General features: G+C 59.8%; 11 protein-coding genes. 1 reads left to right on the top strand and 10 read right to left on the bottom strand.

The window, feature by feature from the left end:
• The first annotated feature begins 29 nt into the window (after positions 1–29).
• On the top strand, positions 30–491 hold the full coding sequence (locus VI215_02480) for a response regulator transcription factor (protein HEY6191171.1): 462 nt from the start codon (positions 30–32) through the stop codon (positions 489–491).
• A gap of 82 nt (positions 492–573) precedes the next feature.
• On the opposite strand, the gene VI215_02485 is transcribed toward VI215_02480, so the two are convergent.
• From VI215_02485 to VI215_02530, 10 genes are all read right to left on the bottom strand, one after another.
• Positions 574–3,945, bottom strand: a complete 3,372-nt coding sequence (locus tag VI215_02485) for a fibronectin type III domain-containing protein (GenBank protein ID HEY6191172.1) — start codon at positions 3,943–3,945, stop codon at positions 574–576.
• A gap of 68 nt (positions 3,946–4,013) precedes the next feature.
• Complete coding sequence (locus tag VI215_02490) at positions 4,014–4,487, bottom strand: response regulator transcription factor (GenBank protein ID HEY6191173.1); 474 nt, start codon at positions 4,485–4,487, stop codon at positions 4,014–4,016.
• Positions 4,488–4,979: 492 nt separating this feature from the next.
• Positions 4,980–5,687 (bottom strand): response regulator transcription factor, encoded by a 708-nt coding sequence (locus VI215_02495; GenBank protein HEY6191174.1) that lies wholly within the window; start codon positions 5,685–5,687, stop codon positions 4,980–4,982.
• Positions 5,665–7,320 carry a PAS domain-containing protein gene (locus VI215_02500; GenBank protein HEY6191175.1) on the bottom strand — a complete coding sequence of 552 codons (1,656 nt, stop codon included), beginning with the start codon at positions 7,318–7,320 and terminating at the stop codon, positions 5,665–5,667. The genes VI215_02495 and VI215_02500 overlap by 23 nt, the downstream gene beginning before the upstream one ends.
• 451 nt (positions 7,321–7,771) lie before the next feature.
• Positions 7,772–14,701: a YCF48-related protein gene (locus tag VI215_02505; protein HEY6191176.1), complete on the bottom strand. Its 6,930-nt coding sequence runs from the start codon at positions 14,699–14,701 to the stop codon at positions 7,772–7,774.
• Positions 14,702–15,085: 384 nt separating this feature from the next.
• Positions 15,086–16,354 carry a YCF48-related protein gene (locus VI215_02510; protein ID HEY6191177.1) on the bottom strand — a complete coding sequence of 423 codons (1,269 nt, stop codon included), beginning with the start codon at positions 16,352–16,354 and terminating at the stop codon, positions 15,086–15,088.
• Positions 16,355–16,600: 246 nt separating this feature from the next.
• Positions 16,601–18,484 (bottom strand): YCF48-related protein, encoded by a 1,884-nt coding sequence (locus tag VI215_02515; GenBank protein HEY6191178.1) that lies wholly within the window; start codon positions 18,482–18,484, stop codon positions 16,601–16,603.
• A gap of 467 nt (positions 18,485–18,951) precedes the next feature.
• Positions 18,952–19,632 (bottom strand): DUF1573 domain-containing protein, encoded by a 681-nt coding sequence (locus VI215_02520; protein HEY6191179.1) that lies wholly within the window; start codon positions 19,630–19,632, stop codon positions 18,952–18,954.
• A 208-nt stretch (positions 19,633–19,840) separates the two neighbouring features.
• A complete protein-coding gene (locus VI215_02525) occupies positions 19,841–21,640 on the bottom strand; it encodes a tetratricopeptide repeat protein (protein ID HEY6191180.1) in 1,800 nt (599 codons plus the stop codon).
• 17 nt (positions 21,641–21,657) lie between these two features.
• On the bottom strand, positions 21,658–23,592 hold the full coding sequence (locus VI215_02530; GenBank protein ID HEY6191181.1) for a tetratricopeptide repeat protein: 1,935 nt from the start codon (positions 23,590–23,592) through the stop codon (positions 21,658–21,660).
• Positions 23,593–23,597 lie beyond the last annotated feature (5 nt).

Consider the following 23,597-nt stretch of genomic DNA (forward strand, 5'->3'; position numbering starts at 1 on the left):
TCTCTCCCCCGGAATGGAAACACGAGCAGATGTCCCGAAGAGCAGAGATGATCACCGACACCGATATGACCTCTTTGGAAAGCCAGCTTCAGCCTCCTCCGGGGGCGTTGCGGATCCTCATCGCGGACGATAACGACACGTTCCGGTCGGACCTGCGCTCTTTTCTGGAAAGCCAGAGGAACATCGACGTGGTCGGAGAGGCGGGGAACGGAATACGCGCCATCAATCTGGCTCAATCCCTGAGGCCCGATCTCATTCTGATGGATATCTCGATGCCGGGGATCGCCGGGCCGGAGGCGGTCCAGGTCATCAAGAGGATCTCCCCGGATTCGAAAATCGTCTTTGTGACGATCCATGAGGAGGGGATCTTCAAGGAGATCGCGCATCAGATGAACCTGGACGGGCTTATCCCCAAGCGCACTCTCAAGGAGAATCTTCCGCCGGTGCTCGATCGATTCAAGAAAATGAAGGGGTGCGACGCAACGGAGTAACGCGCCCCGCAAAGCGATTGCACAAAAAAAGGGACGGGCCCGGAGGCCCATCCCTTTTCAATTCCTTGCTGACGGAGTCAGCTTACTTCATCAGAATCATCCTCCTGGTTTCGCTGGTAAACTCCTTCCCCGTCGCGAGCGATGTCGCCCGGACCCGGTAGAAGTAGATGCCGGACGGCAACGCCGCCCCCGTCCTGTTTGACGAATTCCAGAGGACAGACTGGTTCCCGGCTCCGACCGCTCCGTCCACGAGAGTCGCGACTTCCTGCCCGAGAACGTTGTACACGCTCAGCCTCACGATGCTCGGCTCGGTCAGCGCGTAGGTGATCGTCGTGGTCGGGTTGAAGGGATTCGGGTAGTTCTGGGCGATGGAGGATTCACCCGGAAGAGGACCGGCAATGCTTGAAGGCGAGGAGATGATCACATATTTTCCTCCGCCGTTCTTGCCCGTGACGGTGACGACTCCGGGAGAATTCGGCGCGTTATGGGAAAAGCTGATGCTTGCGTTCACGGTCGTGTTCTTCGCCGTCGGCTTGAACGTGATGGGGATCGACTGGCTGGCCCCCGGCGCGATCGAGGCGCTGGAAGAGCCGACCGTGTAGACAGACGAGTTGGACTGGATGCTGCTGATCGTCAGCGTGGCTGTCCCGCCGTTGGTGACGACCACCGTGGTCGTGGCGCTCGCTCCAATCGCGACCCCCCCGAAGTCGTAGCTGGCCGGAGTGACGGAGAACGAGGGGGCTCCCGCGAGGGTGGCAAAATTGGCCATGCTCGAGTACGCGCTCGTGCCGCCGGCGTTCGACGCGGAGACCCTCCAGTAGTAGGTCGTGTTCATCGAGAGGCCGCTCACGGCGGAGGAGGTTCCCGTCAAGCCGTTCTGGTCAACATCGAGAGTCGAAAAAGCGGAATTCTTCGAAGCCTGCAAATGATATGACGACGCGCCGGAAGAAGCGTTCCAGCTGAACGTTAACGACGTCGGTTGATTCGACGAGCCGTTTCCGGGAGCCGCAAGGATGGGCGCGGGAGGAGCGGCTGCGATCGTCGTGCAGTTCCATGAACCCGACCAGGCGCTCGTGCCCCCCGAATTCGACGCGTTCACCCGCCAGTAGTAGGTCGTGCTGTTCGCCAATCCGCTGACGGTGGAGGAGGTCGAGGTGAGCCCGCTTTGATCCACGGCCAGCGTGGAATAGGTCGAGCTGGTGGAAAGCTGCAAACGATAGGACGTCGCTCCCGACGAGGCGTTCCAGCTCAGCGCAAAGGAGGTCGGCTCGTTCGTCGACCCGTTCGCGGGGGCGGCAAGGCCCGGGGCCGCGGGCGGCTGCACTGCGGCGGCAGTCGTCGTGAAGTTCCAGACGCCGGAGTAGGCGCTCGTCCCGCCTGAATTTGAAGCGCTTACCTGCCAGTAGTAGACAGTGCTGTTCGAGAGCCCGCTCACCGAGTAGGATGTCGCTGTCAGGCCGTTCTGATCCACGGTAAGGGGCGAGAAGCTGGAGCTGGTTGAAACCTGCAAGTGATAGGATGTCGCGCCGGAGGAGGCATACCAGGAGAGCGATAGAGCCGTCGGCTGGCCGGTGGAACCGTACGCCGGAGCGGAGAGAGTCGGCGCCGCCGGGGGTTGAACCGCCGGGGGGGCCGTCGTAAAGGTCCAGGCCGAGGAATAGGCGCTGGCGCCGCCTGAATTCGCGGCGCTGGCACGCCAGTAATAGGTCGTGCTATTTGCCAATCCGCTCACCGAATAGGAAGTCCCGGTCAAAGCGGTTTGATCCACTGTGAGGGGAGAGAAGCTGGAGCTCGTCGAAACCTGCAGGTGATACGAAGTCGCGCCGGAAGATGCGTTCCAGCTGAGCGTTAACGCAGTCGGCTGGCTTGCCGAGCCGCTTGCCGGCGAAGCGAGCACCGGCGCCGCAGGAGGCGGGGGCAGGCTTGCCGTGGTCGTGTAATTCCAGGCCGTGGAATACGCGCTCGTTCCGCCTGAATTCGAAGCGCTGGCCCGCCAGTAATAGGTCGTGCTGTTGGCAAGTCCGCTCACCGAATAGGATGTCCCGGTCAGACCGTTCTGATCCACGGTGAGGGGCGAAAAGCTGGAGCTCGTCGAAACCTGCAGGTGATACGATGTCGCGCCGGAAGATGCGTTCCAGCTGAGCGTCAAGGCTGTCGGCTGGCCCGTGGAACCGCTCGCGGGCGAGGCGAGTACCGGCGCTGCCGGCGGGGGCGGCAGGCTTGCCGCTGTCGCGAAATTCCAGGCCGAGGAATAGGCGCTGGTACCGTTCGCATTCGACGCATTGACCTGCCAGTAGTATGTCGTCCCGTTCTGTAGTCCGCTGATCGAGTAGGAAGTTGAAGTCACACCGCTTTGATCCGCGACGAGAGGGGAAAACGTGGAGCTGGTCGAAACCTGCACATGATACGAAGTGGCGCCCGAAGATGCGTTCCAGGAGAGGGTCAACGCCGTCGGCTGACCGCTGGATCCGCTCGCAGGCGAGGCAAGAAGCGGGGCCGGGGGAGGCGGGGGAGGCGGACTTCCGACAGTTTGCTGCGTCCAGCTTGCTCCGCCGTTTACCGTACGGATGATCGTGGTGCCGTGGTCGCCCACCACCAGTCCCGTGTTCGCATCGATGAAGGAGACGTCCGACCAGTTTGCGATGGCGAGGCTCTGGCTGCTCCAGCTGCTTCCTCCGTTATTCGTGTGAAGGATCACGCCGGCGTTTCCGACAGCCCAGCCGTTATTCGCGTCGACGAAAGAGACTGCGTTCAGAAAATTGGTCGTACCGCTCGTCTGTCTCGTCCAGGTCGACCCGCCATCCACGGTCCTGATGATCGTGCCGTTCACGCCCACCGCGGTCCCGGTCGAAGCGCTTGTAAAGCAAACCCCATACAAATCGTTTCCACCGGCGCCGGTTTGCTGTGTCCAGGTCGCGCCGCCGTTGACGGTCCGCATGATGACCCCGTAATCTCCGACGACCGTTGCGGTGTTGGCGTCGATGCAGGCGACGTTATCGAGCGTCGAGAGGACGCCCGTGACGATGCTCGTCCAGGTTGCCCCGCCGTTGGTCGTGTGGACGAGATGTCCGCCGTATCCTACCGCGAATCCGTTATTCGCGTCCGAAAACGAAACTCCGAGCATCGGGAGGGTAAGCCCCGTGAGCTGGGATGCCCAGCTCGAACCCGAATTTGCCGTGTGAAATACGGCCTGAAGGCCGCTGACGGGATCGCCGCCTACCACGGTTCCGGTCGTCGCCGTCGGGTACGCGAGAGCGAAGAGGTACGTCGAGGTCCCGCTCGGTTGCGTGAACCAGGATACTCCGCCGTCATTCGAGCGGAGAATCGTCCCCGCTGATCCGACCGCGGCTGCGGTCGTTGAATTGATAAACTTTACACCGGACAATGTGGGCTGTCCAAACGACGGGTTGACCATGAACACTCCCAACGCTGCCAACAGGAAAAGAAACTTCATTATATGCCCCTTCCAATGAATTGATGTTACAAGACTCCCGTTATCTTGTTTCGCGGTCATTTCCTCCTTCACGCCGCCTTTGGCGAGTGAAAGAGGCTGTCGATGAACATGTTGACATGTTCTCCGAACCCCGATTTCGAGAGGAATGCGTCAGCGCCGACAGCTTCCGCGCTGAGCTGATACTCCCGCCCCTCCTGGAAACTCGTGAGGATTACACGAATGGAGGCAGACTGTGACTTGATAATCCTGGCCGCCTCGATTCCGTTCATTCCCGGCATGACCATATCCATGATGACCAGGTCGGGATTGAGCTGAGGTATTTGGTCAAGCGCGAACCTCCCCGAGGTCGCCGTCCCCACAACCTGAAAGTGCGGTGTTAGCGAAAGAAATCTCGTGGCGCCCAGCAGGAAATCGGCGTTGTCATCCACCAGGAAGATCCGCACGCTTTTGCCGGTGCGAAGGTCGGGTGTTTGAGACACCTGCCGGAGATTGCCACTTTCGGCTTTCTTTTGTGTTGCACTGATTGTAACTTGCTCGGTCATGTCTGGCTCTCTTATGGAACTTAAATTGACTTCCATAAGATAGCCTCACATCGAGGCTTAAACAATAAGGAAAACACCTAGAGAGATGGGGATAATGCCCTATTTCCGTCTGGCTCTTCACTTATTGGTTAAGAGAGCATCGAGAGAACCGAACCTCCCTCCTGGCGCCGCTTCCTCTCCCACGCGCGACTTACTCGCGGGAAACTACTTGTTCGCTAATTAATACAGATTAGGATAAAGCCGAAGTGACCCGAAACACAATGAAAGATTTCAAATGAGTAAATCGGGTCAGGTGGAGAAGGAGTGAAATCTCGTACCACAGATGAAAACGAGTCGAGGCTGAATTACTTCTACGGTGTCATCCTGAGGGAGCGGCGCGACTGGTGTCATTCTGAGCGAAACGAAGTGAAGCGAAGAATCTCCCCCTAATGGATCGAGATCCTTCGCTGCGCTCAGGATGACAAATTCGGCTGGGGAAACGCTGCGGGAATGCTACGAATGCGGATCGAGGATACCCTTGCGGATGGCGTAGAGAACCAGGTTCGGTATGTCCCGGATTTTTAAGCGCTCGAGGATCTGAGCGCGGTGCGCCTCGACGGTTTTCGGGCTGAGGCCCAACTGAGCCGCGATCTCCTTGGTGGTGGCGCCCTCCATGATCAACTGGAGGATCTCGCGCTGGCGGGAGGTCAGTTCCTCGGGAGCGCTCCGTTCCCCCCTGGCGTAGCTGTCGAGCACATCCTTCGAGACCCGGGGGCTCAGGTACTTTTGACCCTGCGCGACAGAGCGGACGGCAAGCTCGAGCTCGGATGTGAGAGAGTCCTTGAGAAGATATCCCTTCGCCCCTAATTCCAGAGCCCTCATCACGTAATCGTTGTCCGCGTGCATGGTGAGAATGATGATCTTCACGTGCGGGAATTCCTTCGACGCGCGGGTAAGGGCCTCCAACCCGTTCAATTCCTTCATGGAGATATCCATGATCACGATGTCGGGCTGCAGGGAGCGGATCAGGTCCAGCGCTTCCCTCCCGTTGCTCGCCTCGCCGACAACCTCCACGCCCGTCAGCTCGCCGAGGAGCGAGCGAAGCCCGGAGCGCACCAACGAATGATCGTCGGCCAGCAAGATACGCAGCGTTGCCGTCGCCGGGCGGCTTGAAGCCGCCGGGCTTTCCTGGCTCGCCCTATTTGAGTGGGAAATCAGCAATGAGGTCGGTGCCTTTTCCGGCTGTCGATATGAAATTTAATGTGCCCCCGAGAAGAGTGACCCGTTCCTGCATTCCCAGGATCCCGAGACTCGCCCCGTGCATCGCCTTTTCCATTGATTCCTGCACGTTGAATCCCTTGCCGTCATCCGAGATTGTCAGGCGGAGGGATCCGTCGGTGAGGACAAGCTTGACATACACGGCATGTGCGCCGGCATGGCGAATGATGTTCGTGAGCGCCTCCTGCGCGACCCGGAAGCAGGCGGTTTCAAGATCGCTCGGAAGGCGGGACTGCACTCCCTCTGCGCTGTAATGTTGCTCAAAACTCGAGCGTTTGGCCACACGGTCCAGGTACCAGCGAAGCGCGGCGACGAGCCCAAGATCGTCCAGGATCGAAGGGCGCAGCTCGACCGAGAGATTCCGCACCTGCAGAACGGTCTGGTCGATGAGCCCGACGCAATCGAGCGTCCGGGAAACGCGCGCCTCGGGATCGGGATTCCTGAGGATCTCCTGCAGATTGATTTTCAGAGCCGTGAGGGCCTGGCCTATTTCGTCGTGCAGTTCGCGGGCGATGAAACGGCGCTCGGTCTCCTGCACCTCGAGCAGCCGGCGGGAGAGGTGCTCCAACCTCTCGTTCGTCGACTCCAATTCTCCCTGCGCGGCCTTCCGCAGGTTGATGTCGCGGAAATTTATGACGATCGCGCGCACGCTCGGCTCGTCGAGCAGGTTGGTCGAAATGCTCTCCGTCCAGACCCACGATCCGTCCTTGTGGCGGAGCCTGCTTTCCCCCATCACCGGCTTGCCGGGGCTGGCGATCAGTCCCGTGAATCGCTCCACCGCCGTCTCACGGTCATCGGGATGCACCATCCCGAGCGAATCGCTGCCCATGAACTCCTCGGGAGCGTATCCCAGGATCCGCTCGGTGGACGGGCTTGTATAGAGAACCCTTGCGTCGGCGGAAACGAGTATGATGGCGTCGATGCTGTTCTCGATGAGCGAACGGAATCTCCGGTCGCTGAAGTGCAGCTTTTCTTCCGCAAGCTTCAACTGGGTGGCTTCCATCACCACCCCCGCCATGCGGACCGGCTTCTGCCGCCTGTCGTGAAAAACACGTCCGCTCGCGATGATCCAGTGAAGGCTCTTGTCCGGCCAGAGAATCCGGCACTCGACGTTCAATTGTTCTCCCGTTTCGATCGCGCGGCGAAACTCCTGCTCAACCGCCTTCCGGTCCTCGGGAACGACATGCTCGAGAAAGCTCTTCCTTCCCCATTGAGCAAGCGGGGAAGTGTATCCGAAAATCTGGTCGTGGCGGAAGGAGCGCCGGGACGTGTCGTGAACGAGATCCAGGTCCCATTCCCCCATACGGGCCGCGCTAAGCGCAAACGTCAGGCTCTCTTCGACCCGTTGGCGCTGTTCGATTTCGGACTTTAAGGCCTGGTTTACCTTGATCAATTCGGCGGTTCTAGCGCGAACCTGCGATTCCAGTTCGGTTTGAGCGGCGCGCAGATTGGCCATCGCCTCATCGCGCTCGTTGATGGCCTGCGTCCGTTCCTCGAGGACCTGCTCCAACTCCATGTGAGTGAGAGCCCGGTCCTGAGAGTATGGGCGTGCAATATGGTCTTTTCTTGGTTTCATCAATAAGGGTGTTCCGCTTGCTACTTCCGGTTCCACAACAACCGCTCCGCGCACTTCCGGGCAAACTCCGGTACAGACTCGTTATCCGTGTAGTGGCTTCCCATGCACGGCCTACGAATAAAATACTCCCCTCCCACCTTAGGAAAAATAAACAATGGAATGCTTGGGTTCAAGGGCTTTTTCGTTAATAAATTTTAACGTGCCGCCAAATCGGGTATTTCGTGAAGCAGCGGCCCCGATCCATGAGCGAATTGCGACGGAGAATATTCGCCTTGCGAAATGGCATCCGGGTGAGTGTCCTTTAGAGAATTCGCATTCCTATAAGCAGGAAAATCAAGCCCTTGGCGCGATAAAGTTTTTTGCGAACGCGAACCCGATTTACTCCTTTCCCAAAAAAAAGGGTGGCCCCGGATTTCCGGAACCACCCGATTCTCCCGACGCCGGGAAAGGCTTACTTTATCAGCGTCATCTTCATGACCTGGCCGAATTCCACTCCCGAATGCAACCCCTTCGCGGAAAGCCGGTAGAAGTAGACGCCGGACGGCACCTGTCCGATGTTCTGGTCCGACGTATTCCACACGACGGTCTTGACACCCGCTTCCATCTCGCCGTCCGCCAATTTCGTGAGCTCCTGGCCGAGGATATTGTAGACGGTCAGGGTCACGATGCTCGCTTCGGGGAGCTCGAACCGGATCGTGGTCGCCGGGTTGAACGGATTCGGATAGTTCTGTCTCAATGCGAACTCAGCCGGCCGGCCGACGATGATCTTGACGCCGGAGATCTGGTCCGTCTGCACAAAGATCGAATCCGGCGTCGAGCCGTCGGCGTAATTGACAATGATGTATCCGCTCGACTGCTGCTCGGAGAGCGGCGTGGCGCTGACGTCGAACCACTGGCTGTCCGCCGGAGGGATCGTCGCGGATGTGGGAGTCACGCTGAACACGGTGTCGGTCGAGACGACGCTCGAAATCACGACGTTCGAGCTGGTGACGTTATAGAGCGAGAAGCTGTCCATCTTCATCGACCCCGGCGCCACCGGTCCGAAATTGATGACCGTCGTATTTTTCCTCACGCGGGGAGCGGATCCGCCCTTGCCCGTTACCGGGAGGCTGTCCGGCGAGCCCGCGCCGTTATACTTGAAGACGATCGCCGAAGTCACCGCGTTCTTGTTCGTCGGTGTGAACGTGACGTACACGAGCTGGCTTCCGCCGGCGGGCACGCTCGCGTTGCTCGGACTTACCTTATACTTGGTCGAGAGCGAGTAGATCGTGTCGATCGTCAGCGTGCCGCTGCCGCTGTTGCTGACGGTGACCGAATCCTTCAGGGGCGTGCCGATCACCACTGTCCCGAAATTCAGGCTTGTCGGGTTGACCGAGAACGAGGGCGCTCCGCCCGCCGTCGTGAACGAACAGGTGAGCGACCACGAGCTCGTTCCGGCTCCGTTCGTCGCATTGACGCGCCAGTAGTAGGTTGTGTTGAAAGCCAGGGGTCCGACGACGTCCGACGTCGCGGTCAGGTTCGAATCGTCCTCCGTCATCGTCCCGAAAGCGGGATCGGTCGAGAGCTGGCAGCGGTAAGAGCTTGCTCCGGCGGATGCGGCCCATGACAAGGTCGGCGAAGTCGCCAGGCCCGTCGCGCCGTTTGCGGGCGATGAAGGCGAAGGCGCCGCCGGAGGAGCATCCAGCGTGGTAAAGCTCAGGATGGCATCCTTCTGCGTTCCGCCGCTGTTCTGTCCGGCGACGCGGAAGTAGTAGGTCGTGTTGACGCTCAAGCCCGTCAGATTCGCGCTCACGGGCGAGTCGCTCGTGCCCGAGCCGACCGACTGCGCGCTCGTGGACGCGAACGTCGAAAGCGTGCTCGATGTGCCCCACTCGAACCATGCCGTCGCCAAGGCTCCGTTCGGGTTGACCGTTCCGTTCAAAGTCGCCGAATTCGTAGTCACCGAACCCGCGGCCGTGGTCGCAACTGTGGGGGGATTCGCGCCCGTGGTAAAGCTGAGGATCGCGTCTTTCTGCGTGCCGCCGCCGTTCTGCGCCGCGACGCGGTAATAGTAGGTCGTATTCGCGCTCAGAGAGTTCAGATTCGCGCTCGCGAGCGACGCGCTGGTCCCCGAACCCATCGATTGCGCGCTCGTGGAGCTGTAGGTCGAGAGCGTGCTCGAAGTCCCCCACTCAAACCACGCGACAGTCGACACTCCGTTCGGGTTCACGGTCCCGTTGACCGTCGCCGAGCCTGAGGTGACCGAAGTGGCCGCCGTCGTGACCACGGCCGGCGGATTCGCGCCCGTCGTGAAGCTCAGAATTCCGTCTCTCTGCGTCCCGCCGCTATTCTGTCCCGCGACCCGGTAATAGTAGGTCGTGTTCGCGTTCAGTGAAGTGAGATTCGCGCTCACGGACGCGTCGGTCGTCCCCGAGCCGACGGACTGGGCCGTCGTCGAGGTGAACGTCGAGAGGGTGCTCGAGGTGCCCCATTCGAACCATGCCGTCGCGGCAGCGCCGTTCGGATTCACCGTGCCGTTCATCGTCGCCGAGCTTGTTGTCACCGAACTCGCCGCGCTCGTCGCCACCGTGGGCGGATTGACGCCGGTGGTGAAGCTCATGATCGTGTTCTTCTGCGTGCCACCGCTGTTCTGTCCGGCGGCGCGGTAGTAATAGGTGGTGCCGAGGCTCAGGCCCGTCAGATTCGCGCTCACGGGTGTGGCCGTCGTGCCCGAACCCACCGACTGCTGCGAAGTGGAGGTGAAGCTGGAGAGCGTGCTTGAAGTCCCCCACTCGAACCAGGCCATCGTCGGGGATCCGTTCGGATTCACCGATCCGTTCGTGACCGCCGAACTCGTCGTCACCGAACTCGCTCCCATCGTCGTCACCGACGGGGGATTTGTGCCCGTCGTGAAGCTGAGGATCGCGTCCTTTTGCGTTCCGCCGCTGTTCTGTCCGGCGACGCGGAAGTAGTAGGTCGTGTTCAGGCTCAAACCCGTCAGGTTCGCGCTCACAGGGGAGGCGCTCGTGCCGGAGCCGACCGACTGTCCGCTCGTGGAGCTGAAGCTCGAGAGCGTGCTCGACGTACCCCACTCGAACCATGCCGTTGTCAGGGCGCCGTTGGGGTTGACCGTGCCGTTGAGCGTCGCCGAGCTCGAGGTAACGGAGCCCGCCGCGGCGGTCGCCACGGTGGGCGGATTCGCGCTCGTGGTGAAACTCAAAATTCCGTCCTTCTGCGTCCCGCCGCTATTCTGCGCCGCGATGCGGTAGTAATACGTCGTGTTCGCGCTCAACGCCGTCAGGTTCGCGCTGACAAGCGAGGCGATCGTCCCCGAGCCCGCGGACTGGGCCGTCGTGGCCGTGAACGTCGTAAGCGTGCTCGAAGTCCCCCACTCGAACCATGCCGTCGTGGCGGCACCGTTCGGATTTACCGTGCCGTTCATCGTCGCCGAACTTGCCGTGACGGAGCCCGCCGACGTCGTCGCCACTGTCGGCAGATTGGCCGAAGTGGTGAAGCTCAGGATCGCGTCCTTCTGCGTTCCCGCAACGTTCTGCCCGGCGACCCGGTAGTAATACGTCGTGTTCGCGCTCAAAGCTGAAAGGCTGGCGCTGACGGGCGAGGCGCTCGTCCCGGAGCCGGCCGACTGCGCGGTCGTAGAGGTGAAGGTCGAAAGCGTGCTCGACGTGCCCCACTCAAACCAGGCAGTGGTCGAAACTCCGTTCGGATTCACGGTGCCGTTCATCGTGGCCGAACTCGTCGTGACCGAGCTTGCCGCCGTCGTGGTGACCGTGGGCAAATTCGCCCCCGTCGTGAAGCTCAGAATCCCGTCTTTTTGTGTCCCGCCGCTATTCTGTCCCGCAACGCGGTAGTAATAGGTCGTGTTCAAGCTCAGGCCCGTCAGGTTCGCGCTTACGGGCGAGGCGCTCGTGCCGGATCCGACCGACTGTGCCGTCGTGGAGGTGAAGGTCGAAAGCGTGCTCGATGTGCCCCACTCAAACCAGGCAGTCGTTGAAACGCCGTTCGGGTTCACGCTCCCGTTCATCGTCGCGGAGCTCGTCGTGACGGAGCTCGCCGCTGTCGTGGTCACCGACGGAGCGTTTGCCCCTGTCGTGAAACTGAGGATCGCGTCCTTCTGCGTCCCTGCGACATTCTGTCCCGCGGCTCGATAGTAGTAGGTCGTGTTTGCGGTCAACGCCGTCAGATTCGCGCTCACAGGAGAGGCGCTCGTCCCTGACCCGAGCGACTGTGCCGTCGTGGCCGTGAAGGCCGAAAGAGTGCTCGAGGTGCCCCACTCAAACCAGGCAGTCGTCGAAACGCCGTTCGGGTTCACCGTGCCGTTCATCGTGGCCGAACTCGTCGTGACCGAGCTTGCCGCCGTCGTGGTGACCGTGGGCAAATTCGCACCCGTCGTGAAGCTCAGGATCGCGTCTTTCTGTGTGCCGCCGCTATTCTGTCCCGCGGCGCGGTAGTAATAGGTCGTGTTCAAGTTCAGGCCCGTCAGGTTCGCGCTTACGGGCGAGGCGCTCGTGCCGGATCCGACCGACTGCGCCGTCGTGGCTGTTAACGTCGAAAGCGTGCTCGATGTACCCCACTCAAACCATGCCGTCGTCGATGCGCCGTTCGGATTCACGCTCCCGTTCATCGTCGCGGAACTCGTCGTGACCGAGCTCGCGGCCGTCGTGGTCACCGACGGGGAATTCGCGCCCGTCGTAAAGCTCAATATCGTTCCCTTCTGCGTCCCGCCGCTATTCTGTCCTGCGGCGCGGAAGTAGTAGGTGGTGTTCGCGCTCAGTCCCGTCAGGTTTGCGCTTGCCGGGGCGGCGGTCGTGCCTGATCCGACCGACTGGGCGGACGTGGACGTGAACGTCGACAGCGTGCTGGAGGTCCCCCATTCAAACCACCCGGTCGTTGAAACGCCGTTCGGGTTGACCGTGCCGTTCATGGTCGCCGAGCTCGTCGTGACAGAGCTCGCTGCCGTGGTCGTAACGGTCGGCGGATTGGCTCCTGTCGTGAAACTCAGGATCGCGTCTTTCTGCGTGCCTGCGACATTCTGTCCCGCGGCGCGGTAGTAGTACGTCGTGTTCGCGCTCAATCCCGTCAGATTCGCGCTCACAGGAGAGGCGCTCGTGCCGGAGCCGACCGACTGCGCCGTCGTGGCCGTGAAGGTCGAAAGCGTGTTCGACGTGCCCCACTCGAACCAGCCTGTTGTCGAGACGCCGTTCGGGTTGACGGTGCCGTTCATCGTCGCCGAGCTGGTCGTAACGGAGCTCGCGGAAGTTGTCGTCACTGTCGGCAGGTTGGCTCCCGTCGTGAAACTCAGGATCACATCCTTCTGCGTGCCGCCGCTATTCTGTCCCGCGGCGCGATAGTAATAGGTTGTGTTCAAGCTCAATCCCGTCAAATTCGCGCTCACGGCCGAGGCGCTCGTGCCGGATCCGACCGACTGCGCCGTCGTGGCGGTGAAGGTCGAAAGCGTGCTCGATGTCCCCCACTCGAACCATGCCGTTGTCGAGGCGCCGTTCGGGTTGACCGTGCCGTTCACCGTCGCCGAGCTGGTCGTGACGGAGCCGGCGGCCGCGGTGACCACGGCCGGAAGCAACGGGACCGTCGTGAAGTTGCAGACGGCGGACCAACCGCTCGTTCCGCCCGTGTTCTTCGCGTTGACGCGCCAGTAGTAGGTCGAATTGTTCGAAAGAGAGCTGACGGCCCGGGAAGTTCCCGTGACCGTTGAATCGTCCAGCACGAACGTGCTGAACGCGGAACTGGTTGAAACCTGCACGCGGTACGAGGCGGCTCCCGCCGACGCGGCCCACGACATCGACAACGAGGTCGGCTGGTTCGTCGCTCCGTTGGCCGGCAACGACGGAACGGGAACTGCCGGAGCCGCGACCGCAGTCGCAAAACTCCAGGGCCCGCCTGTCGCGCTCGTATTGCCGCCGCCGTTCTTCGCGACGACGTTCCAATAGTACGTTGTTCCGTTCGACAGCAGGCTATACGAATAAGAGGTTCCCGCCTGGTTTGTGCTCACCACCGTCGTGGGGGGATTCGTCGTGCCGAGATAGACATCATACCCGGTCGCGTTCGCAGAGGACCCCCATGACAGCGTTCCGCTCACCGGCTGCACCGTTGCGCCGTTGGACGGGGATGAGAGGCTGAAGGCTCCCGGAGCGAGGGGCAGAGTCGTGAAACTGAAGACGCTCGACCATCCGCTGGTGCCGTTGGTGCTCTTCGCGTTGACCCGCCAGTAATAGGTGGTGTTGTTCGCCATGGAACCGATTGCGCGCGACGTCGTCGTGACCGTGGAGTCGTCCAGAAAGAGTGTGCTGAAGGACGAGCTCGTCGAGGCCTGGACGCGGTAGCTTGACGCGCCGCTTGAGGCGTTCCACGAGAGTGTCAGGGAAGTCGCCTGATTCGATGCGCCGTTCGAGGGGGATGAGAGGACCGGCGCAGCCGGGGGCGGATTTCCGCCGCCGACGGTCTGCGTTGTCCAGCTTGACCCGCCGTTAACCGTGCGAATGATGGTGGTGCCGTGGTCACCCACCACAAGGCCGGTGCTGGAGCTGATAAAAGAGACGTCCGCCCAATTGGCGATCGCCAGGCTCTGACTTGACCAGCTGCTGCCTCCGTTTGAGCTATGGAGGATCACACCTCCGTTACCGACTGCCCATCCGTTGCTGGCATCCGCAAACGAGACCGCATTCAATATATTCGTTGTGCCGCTCGACTGCGCGCTCCAGGAGGAGCCGCCGTTTGTCGTTTTGACGATCGTCCCGAGAAGGCCCACGGCCCATCCGGTGGTGGAATTAAGGAATCTGACGCCATACAGGTCGTTTGCAGTTCCGCTCGAGGACTGTGACCAGCTCCCCCCTCCGTTCGTCGTTCGCATGATGACCCCGAAATCTCCGACGATAACGGCCGTGTTCGCATCGATGCAGGCGACGCCGTTGAGGGTTGAAAGCACGCCCGTAGTCTGGGAAACCCAGGTGGCTCCTCCGTTCACCGTGTGGAGGATCGTGCCCCCATATCCGACCGCAAACCCATTACTTGCGTCGCAAAACGAGACCGCCACGAGGGGCTGGCTGACCGGGGCCGACTGGGAGGACCAGGATGAGCCGGAATTCGCAGTATGGATGATGGTCAGGATTCCGCTCACCGGGTCTCCGCCGACCGCCGTTCCTTCGCTCGAATTTGCGAAGGATACGCTGAAAAGGTAGCGGATTGTGCCGCTCTGCTGCGTAAACCAGGTCACTCCTCCGTCATTCGACCGGACAACGGTCCCGGAGGTGCCTACCGCCACGGCAGACGAGGCGTCGATGAATTGTACCCCAGATAGCGTTGGTTGGGCAATTCCAAAGCCCGTGAAGAGAACCAACATCACAATTGTCAGGATCAAATGCTTCATTTTGGCTTCCTTTTGAATGTCCGCGTTAACTTCTGTTTCAATCATGCGTCAATTTAATCCAGAACGCCACCTCCTTCAATGCGTCAGTGATAACTGTCACCCGGTCAGAAATGGGGTACACGGGGCGATATGGAAAGGCACGAATTGAATTATTAAAATAATTTAATATTCCTCCCTTCGAATGCTTTCAAAATCGAGGAATTTTGCGAGACGCCAGAAGGGGTTCTGTTACTTGAATGAGGGGGTGGAGAATGCTGGGGGGTGATTCTTACCTGACGGCCGATGCTGCGCCACAGGGCGTGACGCAGTTAACGTTTTATTTCAACTAAGTGCTGTAACCACAAACCGGGAAAGAACCTCCCCCTCCCTGGGAGGGCAACTACTCTACTTCGACAGAATCATCTTCATGCCGACCGGGGCAACGTTCGATTGCGAAGGAGATCCCGCCCGTAGCTCGTAGAAATAGACTCCGGAGGGAAGGGCTCTCCCGGCAGCATCCTGAGCGGTCCAGTTGACAGACTCAAAACCGGGTCCGGATTCACCATTCAATAGAGTGGCGACCTCCTGACCGACCGTATTATAGACGACGAGGCGAACCATTGTCCGTTCCTGCAGCGAAAAACCTATCGTGGTGGTAGGATTGAAGGGATTGGGGTAATTCTGGTAGAGAGACATCGTCCGGGGAAGCTCATCGGATCCGCCTACGGCGCTGATACTCGATTGAACCGTCCAATTGCCGCCCCCATTGGTGGTACGGAGAATCGTCCTGCCGTGATCTCCCACGACAAGCCCCGTATTCGCGTCCTTGAAGGAGACGTCTGAAAAGTTCGCGATGAAAACGCTTTGATCCGTCCAGCTGCTCCCCCCGTTCGTCGTATGGAGGATCACCCCGTTATTCCCCACCGCCCAGCCGTTGTTCGCATCCCGAAAATAGACCGCATTCAGGTAATTGGTCGTTCCGCTTGTCTGTTTGGTCCAGGTCGCTCCGCCGTTGACCGTCCTGAGGATCGTTCCGTTGATCCCGACCGCAGTCCCGGTGGAGGAGCTCGTAAAATGGACTCCGTAAAGGTCGCTTGCCGTCCCGCTCGACTGCTGAGACCAGCTTGCGCCCCCGTTCGTGGTTCTCATGATCACACCGAGATCACCCACGATCGTGGCTGTGTTGGCGTCGATGCAGGCGATGTTGTCAAGAGGAGTGAGAACTCCCGTGACCTGGTTTTCCCACGTTGAGCCGCCATTCGTCGTATGGAGTATCGTACCTCTGTAACCGACTGCGAACCCGTTATTCGCGTCCGCAAATCCAACCCCGAGGAGCGGCTGCGTGCTCCCGGTGGACTGGGAACTCCAGCTTGAACCCGAATTTGCCGTGTGAAGAACGGTTTGTGTGCCGTTGATCGGGTCCCCGCCCACCGCCGTGCCGACGCTGGAACTGGGGAACGAGAGAGCCAGAAGGTAGGAACTAACTCCGCTATTGACGGAAGACCAGTTCACCCCTCCGTCGTTCGAGCGAAGGAGCGTTCCGCCGGAACCTACGGCTACCGCCATTGATGTTCCGCAGAATTGGACTCCGGACAAGCTCCCCTGTGCGTGCACCCCATGTGCTCCCGTCAGGAGCATGGCAGCCACCATCGCAGGCAGTATCGTTCTTTTCATCTCGTGCCCTCCTTCGTTCTCATCGTGATCCTCAGCATAGACAGACCCAATGTAATCATGTTGCCCGGGGTTGTCCAGTTCATTGTGACCGGATTCACTGGTCGTGGGACGACTCAATTTTGAAACACTTTCCATAATAGCGATCCAGGCCGATTTACTCAAGTGATTCTTGATTAGTATTTTTTAATGAAAGAGGGATAGACCTTTCGGCCTATCCCTCTTTTGGTACAGCGGCTCTCCATGAGCTTATTTCATTAACATCATTCTCTTCGTCTCGCTGAACTCTTTTCCGCTCGAAACCGCCGTTGCGTGCACCCTGTAGAAGTAGATTCCGGAGGGAAGCGCCGAACCGGTCCGGTTTGAGGCATTCCACGCGACCGACTGGGAGCCCGCCCCAACCTGTCCATCCACAAGCGTGGCGACTTCCTGGCCAAGGGCGTTGTAAACGCTCAGGCGCACGACGCTCGGCTCGGGCAGGGCGTAGGAGATCGTCGTGGTCGGATTGAAGGGGTTCGGATAGTTCTGGGAAACCGAGTACTCTACCGGAATCGACCCTACCTCGGCGCCGGCGGCTTCGGTGATGGCTTTGGCCGCGCGCCCGGTCTTGCCCGTTACTGCGACAGAAGGGGAGCTGGGAGCATTGCTCACAAAGTTGATGCTCGCGCTTACCGTGGCGTTCTTTGTCGTGGGTGTGAACGTAATCGAAACCGTCTGGCTCGCTCCCGGCGCCAGGGTGGCGCTGGAAACTCCGACGGTGAAATTCGAACCCGTCGATTGGATGCTGCTGATGGTGAGCGTCGCGGTACCGCTATTCGTAACGGTCACGGTCGTCGTGGCGCTCGATCCAAGCGCCACGGTTCCGAAGTTGTAGCTCGCCGGGTTGACGGAGCACGCCGGTTGTCCAGTGGTCGCGCCTGTGGCAAAACTGTATGCGCCTGAGTATGCGGATGTTCCGCCTGAGTTGGAGGCGCTCACATGCCAGTAGTACGTTGTGCCGTTCGAAAGGCCGCTTACGGAAGAAGACGTTGCGGTCAGGCCATTCTGGTCCACGACGACCGGCGAGAAGGTGGAGCTCGTCGAAACCTGCAGATGGTACGAAGTGGCGCCCGAGGAAGCGTTCCAGCTGAGTGTCGGGGCCACGGACTGATTCGTGGCGCCGTTTGCAGGGGAAGCGAGCACGGGAGCGGCAGGCGGCGGGGGCGGTGTGCCGCCGACGGTTTGCTGTGTCCAGCTTGCTCCGCCATTGACCGTCCGGATGATCGTGGTGCCGTGATCGCCGACCACCAATCCGTTGTTCGCATCGATGAACGAGACGTCAGACCAGTTTGCGATGGCGAGGCTCTGGCTCGTCCAGCTTGCGCCGCCGTTATTCGTGTGAAGGATCGTCCCGCCGTTTCCGACTGCCCATCCGTTGTTTGCGTCGACGAAGCAGACCGCGTTCAGGTAGCCCGTGATGCCGCTCGTCTGTCTGACCCAGGTAGATCCGCCGTCTGTCGTTCTGAGTATCGTTCCGTTGACTCCGACGCAGGTTCCCGTCGAAAGGCTGGTGAAGGAGACGCCATAGATGTCGTTTCCGCCCGCGCCCGACTGCTGAGTCCAGGTCGCGCCGGCGTTCGTCGTCCTCATGATAACTCCCAGATCGCCGACGACTGTGGCGGTATTTGCATCGATATAGGCGACATTATCGAGAGTCGAAAGGACTCCCGTGACAATATTCTGCCAGGTTGCGCCGCCGTCGTTGGTATGAACGAGATGCCCGCCGTACCCTACCGCGAACCCGTTATTTGCGTCCGCAAATCCCACACCGATCATGGGGAGGGCTGTGCCCGTCAATTGTGAGCCCCAGCTGGAGCCGGAGTTTCCGGTATGCACGACTGTTTGCGTGCCGCTGACCGGATCGCCGCCCACCACTGTTCCAGTGCTTGAGCTTGGGAAAGCAAGGGCGAACAAATAGGTCGAGGTGCCGCTTGGCTGCGTGGCCCAGGTGATTCCACCGTCGTTCGAGCGGAGGATCGTTCCGGCTGATCCGACTGCCACGGCAGTCGTCGAATTGATGTATTTGACCCCGGAGAGGGTCGCCTGCCCGTTCGCATGGTATCCCGCAAGGGTCAGAATGAAGCTTATCGTCATCAGTCTCAGCGTATTGGTCATTTTGGTAGCCCTTTTTGTTTGATTAAAATTACTACCCAAATATGCCCTCAAAACGAGGCTGATACAATCGGGAAATCCCCCGGGTCGACTCAGTAATTTCCCTACACCCGACCCTCCATACCCCTAGAAAGAGGCACTTCCAACCCGGAGACCTCTAAAGTTGCGTCCTGGGCTTGGTTAGAGGGGTTTTAGTGGATGGGAAAAGGGGTGGAGAGGGGAAGATTAACGAGTATTAATGAAGCCGGTGCGGGACCTTCATTCCGGCATGAAAGAGGGATTTAGCCGGGCTATTCTTGAATTGTCATCCTGAGGGAGCGGAGCGACCGAAGGATCTAGCATCGTACGCCAGAATACCGGAGAGATCCTTCGCTGCGCTCAGGATGACATGGTTTGGGGGAAATTTTGGGAAGAATGAGGCTAAAACAAGGGGAGAAACCCCTTAGGAATTACTTCCCTACGGCGTTGAAACCGAGGGTGACGATGGGAGAGGGTTTGAAGCTTGTGGCCAATTCGAGCTCCCCTTGCAGATACCCGGTTTGGTGCGGTTTCAGGGAGACGACCAGATGGGTTTCCTCGCCCGGTTTCAGCACCTTCTTGGGCTGGCGGACGATCGAAAGCTGTGAATCCTTCGATTTCACTTTCAGAATCGTAACAGTCTCGGAGGTCACGTTCTTGAGCCGGAAGGTCTTCGTGGAGGCGGAATCGACCTTTACGTTGTAAAAATACATGTATTCCGGATCAGGTTTGAGGACCTCGAGAATATTCACCGAAAAATTGATATTTGCCGGAGATTCAGGATCGTTCGAGACGACCCTGACGGTCTTGCCGATATTTCCCCGATAGGAGCCGATCTTAAAGGTGATGGCCACCTGGGCGGAATCATGAGGAGCGATCCTCTTGGAAGAGCTGAGTGCGGCGGTGCAACCGCACGTCGCAATCACTGTGTCGATACGTAGCGTCTCGTTTCCGAGATTTCTGATCGTGACGGCGTGTTTGACGCTCGTCAGGCCGGAATAGAAGTCGCCGAACTGGATCGCCGAGCCGCCCACAATTTCAAGCTTGGGCTGAGCGAGAAGCGTGGTGAAACCCGCCAACCAGAAGAGGATACCGTATATCAGATGTCGCATAATCTAAAATAAACAATTCACGTGAGTTTATCAACGAATTAGTTAGGCTGCGAGCCCAGGTTTGCTTCAAATCACAGATCTTTTGCTCGATTTTCCCGTTGCGGCGCGGAGCGCCGCGGTATGCGTTCCCACGCAGAGCGTGGGAACGAGGAGTCGGCTTGGTAGGCGCAGGCTTTAGCCTGCGTTTGTTCGGTCTGGCAGGTCGCGCCTACCTCTTCTTGGTCTGTAGAGCCCGCGCCTCGGAGAGGGCGTTTCGGGCGTTTTCCTGGGAGGGATTGATTTCCAATGCTCTCTCATAGTGCGTAATGGCCTCATCGAGCCTCCCCTGCCGCGCGAGGAGAACGCCGAGATTAAAATGCGCATCGGCCTGGTCAGGGTCGATCCGCACGGCCTCCGAGAACTCCCTCGCCGCGTCCGAGTCCTTTCCCTGTATGGCATAGACGATCCCCAGGTTGTTGTGGGCATCCGCATGGTCGGGCTTGAGGCGGATCGCCTCCTGCAAATGGGAAATCGCTTCGTCGAATTTTCCCTGGCGGCCGAGCGCCGCACCGAGGTTGCTCTGCGCGAGAACGAAGTCGGGTTTCAGCCGGATCGCCTCCCTGTAATGGGCGATCGCGGCATCGATTTCTCCCTTTTTTTCGAGCGCGCTCCCAAGGTCGTTGTGGGCCAGGAAATTATTCTCAACGACCTCGACGGCATGCCCAAAGACCGAGCTGTTGTCTTTCCAGTAGGCCGTCTGAGTGGCCGTGAGGTAGATGCACGAAGCGAGGGCGACCAATACCCCTCCCGCGAGCAGTTCCTTCCTGTTGCGCCAGCCGCTGAGGAGGTCGGGAAGCCCCCATGCGATCATGATGAAGAGGCCAATAATAGGCAGATAGGTGTACCGGTCGGCCCTCGCCTGTATCCCCACCTGCACGAGTCCGATGACCGGGACGAGCGTCCCGAGATACCAGAACCAACCCACGGGGAGGTAGGGATAGCGCCGCCCCTTGAGCAGGACAAAACCCGTCACAAGGAGGAGGATGAGCGCCGAAACCCCGGTTGTCCAGAGGGTCAGTGTGCTTCCGGGGTGGGGATAAAAGATCGCGAGACCCGAGGGCCAAAGCGTCTTTTCGATATACACCACATACGACACGATGGCATTTGAAACGCGCGCTCCGAGCGGCAGAAGATCCCGCGTCGACATCGCTCCCCCGCCCTGTTGAACGAGGTAGATCGCGACGCTCGAGATGACGGTGAGCGCAATGAGAGGGATTTTTTCACGAATGACTCTCCCGGTGGAGGATCCGCCGCCCGTACCCTCGCGCGCCTGGGGCTCTTTCGCCGCCCCCGCGGGGTCGCCCGGAAGCCTCAGCCGGTTCAGCGGCCAATAATCGAGAAGGAGCAAGACGAACGGGAGCGTAACGAGCATCTGCTTCGCCATCAGCCCGACCGCGAACGACAGGAGGAGTGCGAGGTAGGTTCCGGTGCTCCGCTTCTCGGCGTAAGCTGCGTAACACCACATTGTGAGGATCCAGAAGAAGCCCGAGAGCACATCCTTCCTCTCGGCGATCCAGGAAACCGATTCCGCATGGAGCGGGTGAAGCGCGAACAGGGCCGCCACAAACGCGCTGGGCCACAACCGGCGCGTCATCCGCCTGAGCGTCAGGAACAGGAGGAGCGCGCTCGCCGCATGAATCCACACGCTTGTGAGATGATGCCCGCCGGGGTCCATCCCGTAGAGCTGGACGTCGATCATGTGCGAAATCCACGTCAGGGGATGCCAGTTCGCGGCATATCCGCTTGTCAGCGCCCAGAGGACAGCCTGGGGGCTGATCCCGTCCCGGATATGGGGATTCCTCGTCACATAATCCGGGTCGTCGTAGGTGAGGAACTCGTGGCCCCTGACCTGCCAGAAGACCGCGAGAGATGACACGACGAGAAAGAGGCATACCGCGAGATTCAATCGCCCCGGGGAGATCGCCCCTGCCGCCTGCTCATGTTTCTGCTTCTGTTTCTGTTTCTTCATCCTACCGGTTCCGGGCGTTATTTCTGGGCATGTCCGGCCTTGAGTTCCGCGAGGTATGCTTCGTCCACTTTGAAACCGAGCGATCCCGCGGTGGCGGCGTCGCGGAGCGCGCTTTGATAATCCCCGCGGGAGTGATAGGCCCGCGACCGCTCATAGTAAGCTGCCGGAAACTTTGGATTCAGCGCGAGGCACGCGTCGAAATCGCTCAGGGCTCCCTCCGCATCGCCGGTATTCGCCCTGGCGAGGCCCCTCCAGTAATAGGGGTTCGGCTGGCGGGTTTCGAAACGGAGATACTCGTCATAATCGCGGATGGCGGAGGCATACTCCTTCTTCACGCTGAGTGCGTTCCCGCGATTCAAATAGGCTTCGGGATAATCGGGCTGGAGTTCGATCGCCCTGTTAAAGTCTGCGAGCGCCTCATCGTACTTCGCCAGGTTAAAATAGACGGCGCCCCTGCTGTTGAGCGTGACCGGCAGGTCGCGCTTTACGGCGAGCGCCTTGTTCAGGTCGGCGAGGGCGAGATCGTACCGCCCCGTCATCAGATAGATGTTTCCCCTGTTACTGAACGCTTCGGTGTCGTCCGGCTTTATTTCGAGGGCTTTATTGTAATCGGCCATCGCAAGGTCGAAGCTCCCCGCGCTCTTATAGGTCAGCGCCCTGTTGTTATACGCCACCGGGACCATGGGATAATTTTTGAGGACATCGGTCCAGAGGGTCAGATTGTCTTTCCACACTTCGCACCTCTCCCGCGTCAGGAAAAAGAGCCAGCCGGCATATCCGAGAAGGAGCATCATCAGGACCGGTTTCAAACGCCGAAACCTCTCCGCCTGGCCCCGCGCGACGGCGTAGTACCCCTGCCCGATGAGGAAAAAGATGCCGATGTAGGGGAGATAGGTGTAGCGGTCCGCGATGATCGCGCTGCCGACCGGGAGAAGCTGGAGAACGAGGACCAGCGTGGCAAAATAGAACAGCACTCCGAACGCGACGTCCCGGGTATGCCGTATCGATTTCCAGACGATCGCCCCTCCGAGAAGCAACACGACGGGCGAGGCGTAATAGATCAGCGGCAGTTGCCCCCCCGCCCTGAGAGGATAGGGATAGAACGCGGAAAGCGGCGGAGGCAGGACCAGTTTCACCAGGTACTCGACCGCCCCGTAACAGGCGAACAGCACGCGCTCATAGAGCGGGAAGAGCGTGATATCCTGGATTGCACCCTTCGCCTGCTGGGCGAAAACGGCGACGACGCCGAACGCAATCGACAGGACGAGGAAAGGCCACTTCTCCGCGATCGTCTTGACGGTGATTCCCTTCCCGAGATAGTAATCGACGAGAAGGAAGACGGCGGGAAGCGTGACGGCCATCCCTTTCGAGAAGAGGGAGAGGACGAAGAGGATCAGCGCGACGGCCAGATACCGCCTGCGATCCCCCTGCGGGCGCAGCGAGAGAACATAGGCGACAAGAGCCCCCAGGTAGAAGAATGAAAAGAGGACGTCCTTCCGCTCGGAAATCCAGGCCACCGACTCCACGTGGAGCGGGTGGATCCCGAAGAGCAGGGCCGTAATGGTGGCGGTCTCCAGCCGCCCGGTGAGGAGCATGATGAACCAGAAGACGAGCGCCGTATTCAGCAGGTGAAGGAGTACGTTCGTCACGTGGTAGACGGCCGGGTTGAGCTGGAAGAAGTGGTATTCGACCGCGAGCGAAAGCATCGTCAGGGGATGGTAATTTCCCTCCACGTAGGAAGAGAAGATGGTCTTAACCCCGCTTCCGGAGAGATCCCTGATGCTGAGGTTCTCGAGGACATAGCCTGGATCGTCCCAGTTCGTGAAACCGTCGGTCAACGCGGGCGCGAACGAGAGGATGGTTAACCCGAGCACAATGCCGAGCAGGAGAAGCCGCCGCTTGAGCGGCTCCGCCGGAGATGTCCCCCTCTTGTTTTTATCTTTTCGTGGCATGTGCC

The organism is Bacteroidota bacterium, from assembly GCA_036522515.1.
Lineage (GTDB): Bacteria > Bacteroidota > Ignavibacteria > UBA10030 > SZUA-254 > VBOC01.